Origin of the sequence: Sinomonas sp. G460-2 (genome assembly GCF_047759905.1) — a bacterium.
Taxonomy (GTDB): domain Bacteria; phylum Actinomycetota; class Actinomycetes; order Actinomycetales; family Micrococcaceae; genus Sinomonas.
The window spans coordinates 1-4,370 of the sequence record NZ_JBKZWT010000304.1 but is presented as its reverse complement, the minus strand read 5'-3'; the positions used below and the strand labels follow the sequence as shown (position 1 = coordinate 4,370).

Sequence of the window (4,370 nt, the reverse complement as noted above, 5' to 3'; positions counted from 1 at the left end):
CGGCGACGCGCCACCACCGGATGCCAAGCCACGGACCGGTCGCGAGCGCCGTCGCAGGGATCCTCGCCCGCCCGGGATCCCTCCCATCCGGCCGGGCGAGCGCTCCCAGCCGGGCCGCGAGCCGCCGTCGTCCGTCGTCGCGGTCCTTGAGCAAGGCGCAGAAGGCGACCAAGAGCCAGAACGAGAGGAAGACGTCCAGGATCCCGATGCGGGACATCGTGATGTGGTGGCCGTCCACGGCGAGGAGCACGCCCGCCGCCGCGGCGACGATGGGGGAGCGGAACAGCTTATACGCAGCCCACGCCGTGAGCGCGACCGAGAGGGTCCCGACGAGGGCGGCCGAGAAGCGCCAGCCGAATGAGCTCGACGGGCCGAAGAGCCACATGCCGAACGCGATCATCCACTTGCCCACGGGCGGGTGGACCACATATTCGGGCGTCGACTGGAGGCTGCTGAAGTCGCCCACGATGAACTTCGCGTTCGCGTCGTCGCCCCAGTTCCGCTCATACCCGAACTGGAGGTATGAGTACGCGTCCTTGACGTAGTACGTCTCGTCGAAAATGAGGCTGTGCGGGCGGGAGAGGTCGGTGAAGCGCAGGAGGCCCGCGATGACCGCGCTCGCAAGCGGGATCGCCCAGTACAGCGTGCGCTGGAGTGCTGGCCAGTCGCGCCAGCGGTCGAGCGGCCCGAGGAGGCGCTCCCGCAGTTCGTCGACGACGCGCGGCGGGGCCGGCGGAGCGATGACCCACCGGCGGCGCGTGTTCCAGCCGAGCTCGGGCTCGCGGGTGTCCGTGGGGGCGCTCATCCCGGCCCATGCTACCGGCGTAGGCTGGGCGGGTGCGTGAAACTGAGCCCGGACCCGGACGTGTGGTGCTCGCGGCGACCCCGATCGGCAACCTCGGCGACGCGAGCCGGCGCCTCATCGAACTGCTCGGGGAGGCCGACGTCATTGCGGCCGAGGATACGCGCAGGCTGCATCGCCTGGTCCAGGGACTCGGAGTCCAGCCGACCGGGCGGATTCTGAGCTATCACGAGCACAACGAGGCCTCGAAGACGCCCGAGCTGCTCGAGGACGTGCGTGCGGGCCGGACTGTGCTGCTGGTGACGGACGCGGGCATGCCTGCCGTCTCCGACCCCGGGTACCGCCTCGTCGAGGCCGCCGTCTCGGAGGGGCTGACGGTGACGGCCGTGCCTGGACCGTCGGCGGTGCTCACGGCGCTCGCGCTGTCCGGGCTGCCGACCGACCGCTTCTGCTTCGACGGCTTCCTGCCACGCAAGGCGGGGGAACGCGCGAGCCGGCTCGCCGAGCTCGCGGGCGAGCGGCGCACGATGGTCTTCTTCGAGGCCCCCCACCGGCTGCCGGCGATGCTGCGGGCGCTTGCGGACGGCTTCGGCGCCGGGCGGCGCGTCGCGGTGTGCAGGGAGCTCACCAAGACGTACGAGGAGGTGCTCCGCGGCTCTGCCGGCGAGCTCGCTGCGTGGGCCGAGCAGAACGAGGTGCGGGGGGAGATCGCGGTCGTCGTCGAGGGCGCGCCCGAGGCGGAGCCCGCGAGCGCCCAGGATCTCGTGGCCGAGGTCAACGCCCTCGTGCACAGCGGGGCGCGGCTCAAGGACGCCGTGGCCGCGGTCGCGGGTGATGCCGGCGCGAGCAAGCGGGAGCTGTACGCGGCGGTTCTCGCGGCCCGGTGAGGCGATCTGCCCGCCGCCGGTGGGCGCCCGCCGTCGTCCGCGCCCTTTGGCGAGAGCGGAGTTCACGTGCGAGAGCGGACGATTCCACTTGTCTGAAGGTTCGCCGTCGCGTGAACGGTGCGCTTTCGTGAAAAAGCTGCGCTTTCGTGCGAAACGTCGGCCGTTGTCAGGGAGCGATGGGCGGATTCCGACCGGTTCTGGCTGCGTTTTCCGGCCCGGGTCGGCGTGTCGTGCGCGGCGCGCCGAGGGGCTGGTGTCAATCGCGGTCGGGAAGTCCCGGCAGGAGCCACGGCCGACGCGCGGCGCCCGGAGGTGAGCGGACGACGGCGGGTGGGCGCCCGCCGTCGTCCGCGCCCTTTGGCGAGAGCGCAGGTTACGTGCGAGAGCGCACGTTTCCACTTGTCTGAAGGTCCGCCGTCGCGTGAACGGTGCGCTTTCGCGAGAAAGGTGCGCTTTCGTGCGAAACGTCGGCTGTTGTCAGGGAGGGATTGGCGGATTCCGACCGGTTCTGGCTTCGCTTTCCGGCCCGGGTCGGCGTGTCGTGCGCGGCGCTCCGAGGGGTCGGTGTCAATCGCGGTCGGGAAGTCCCGGCACTAGCCACGGCCGACGCCCGGTGCCCTGAGGTGAGCGGACGACGGCGGGTGGGCGCCCGCCGTCGTCCGCTCACCCTGCGGAGGTGGTGGCGTAAGGGGTGGGGACCCTGCGGAGGTGGCGGCGCAAGGGGTGGGGACCCTGCGGAGGTGGCGGCGCAAGGGGTGGGGACCGGAATCCGCGGAAATCCGGGGTTCTCTGCTGTGCACTCGCACAGCGCTGCACTACATCCGTGATGCAGGTGTGCGTAGACACTCGCGCCGCTCAAGGCCTAGCGTGGAAGGCGATCCCAGGGACCCGACGCTGAGTCCCGCACGGCGAAAGGAGCCGACATGTCTGCCATCACCACAGGGCTTGTCACGCCCGAGCGCGAGGCCGAGCTTCTCGGCCGCGTTCCCACCGGTCTGCTCATCAACGGCGAGTGGCGCGACGCCACGGGCGGGAAGACGTTCGCCGTCGAGGATCCCGCGACGGGGAAGACCCTCCTGGAGATCGCGGACGCGACGAGTGAGGACGCGGTGGCCGCGCTCGACGCCGCCGACGCCGCCCAGGCTGCGTGGGCGCGCACCGCGCCGCGCGAGCGGGGCGAGATCCTGCGCCGCGCGTTCGAGCTCGTGACCGAGCGCGCCGAGGACTTCGCCCTCCTCATGACGCTCGAGATGGGCAAGCCGCTCGCCGAGTCCCGGGGCGAGGTCACGTACGGCGCCGAGTTCCTGCGCTGGTTCTCCGAGGAGGCCGTGCGCGACTACGGCCGCTACGTCACGACTCCCGAGGGCAAGAACAAGATCCTCGTCCAGCGCAAGCCGCTCGGCCCGTGCCTGCTCATCACGCCGTGGAACTTCCCGCTCGCGATGGCCACGCGCAAGATCGCTCCGGCCGTCGCGGCGGGCTGCACGATGGTCGTGAAGCCGGCCAAGTTCACGCCGCTGACCACGCAGCTCTTCGCCGCCGTGATGCAGGAGGCGGGGCTGCCGGCCGGGGTGCTGAACGTCGTCTCGTCGTCCTCGGCCTCGGGCATCTCGGCCCCGCTCCTGAAGGACCACCGCCTGCGGAAGATCTCGTTCACGGGCTCGACCCCGGTGGGCCGGCGCCTGCTCGCGGATGCCGCCCAGAACGTGCTGCGCACCTCGATGGAGCTCGGCGGGAACGCGCCGTTCATCGTCTTCGAGGACGCGGACCTGGACAAGGCCGTCGAGGGCGCCATGGCGGCCAAGATGCGCAACATGGGAGAGGCCTGCACGGCCGCGAACCGCTTCCTCGTGCAGGAATCCGTGGCGGAGGAGTTCACGGCCAAGTTCGCCGCGGCGATGGGTGCGCTCAAGACGGGGCGGGGCACCGAGTCGGACGCGAAGGTCGGCCCGCTCATCGACGGCGGCGCCCGCAAGGACGTCCACGCGCTCGTGACGGAGGCCGTCGAGGCGGGCGCCACGGTGGCCACAGGCGGCGCGCTGATCGACGGCGACGGCTACTTCTACGCCCCCACCGTCCTCGCGAACGTGCCGAACGACGCCGAGATCCTCAAGAACGAGATCTTCGGCCCGGTCGCGCCGATCACGACCTTCGCGACCGAGGAGGACGCGATCCGCCTCGCCAACGCGACCGAGTACGGCCTCGCCTCCTACCTCTACACCCGCGACTACGCACGCATGTTCCGTGTCGCGGAGCAGATCGAGTACGGCATGGTCGGTTTCAACGCCGGGGTCATCTCGAACGCCGCGGCCCCGTTCGGCGGCGTCAAGCAGTCCGGCCTAGGCCGAGAGGGCGGCGCCGAGGGCATCGCGGAATACACGACGACGCAGTACATCGGCATCGCGGACCCGTACGCGGGCTAACGCACCCGAGGCGGGTGCATCGTGCGGAGGGACAAGTACAGCATCGCGGACCCGTACGCGGGCTAAGGCACCCGAGGCGGGTGCATCGTGCGGAGGGACAAGTACAGCATCGCGGACCCGTACGCGGGCTAAGGCACCCGAGGCGGGTGCATCGTGCGGCGGGACAAGTACAGCATCGCGGACCCGTACGCGGGCTAACGCCTTCTGACGCTCCTCGCGAGACGCCCGAGTCTGGCCCTCGCCGCCTGCGCGGCGGGG

At 71.1% G+C, this 4,370-nt stretch carries 3 protein-coding genes; 2 read left to right on the top strand and 1 reads right to left on the bottom strand.

Annotated elements, in window-relative coordinates:
• On the bottom strand, positions 1–805 hold an 805-nt coding region (locus ACLN58_RS18580; RefSeq protein WP_415856724.1), incomplete at its 3' end, for a phospholipid carrier-dependent glycosyltransferase.
• Positions 806–837: 32 nt separating this feature from the next.
• On the opposite strand from ACLN58_RS18580, the gene rsmI reads away from it, so the two are divergent.
• Positions 838–1,689, top strand: coding sequence for a 16S rRNA (cytidine(1402)-2'-O)-methyltransferase (gene rsmI, locus ACLN58_RS18575; RefSeq protein ID WP_415856723.1), 852 nt, complete (start codon positions 838–840; stop codon positions 1,687–1,689).
• Between the two features lie 923 nt (positions 1,690–2,612).
• A complete protein-coding gene (locus ACLN58_RS18570; protein ID WP_415856722.1) occupies positions 2,613–4,112 on the top strand; it encodes an NAD-dependent succinate-semialdehyde dehydrogenase in 1,500 nt (499 codons plus the stop codon).
• Positions 4,113–4,370: the final 258 nt, after the last annotated feature.

Bases quoted from the DNA above. Each gene is read 5' to 3' on its own strand.
- ACLN58_RS18570 (WP_415856722.1), top strand. From the start codon at position 2,613: ATGTCTGCCATCACCACAGGGCTTGTCACGCCCGAGCGCGAGGCCGAG.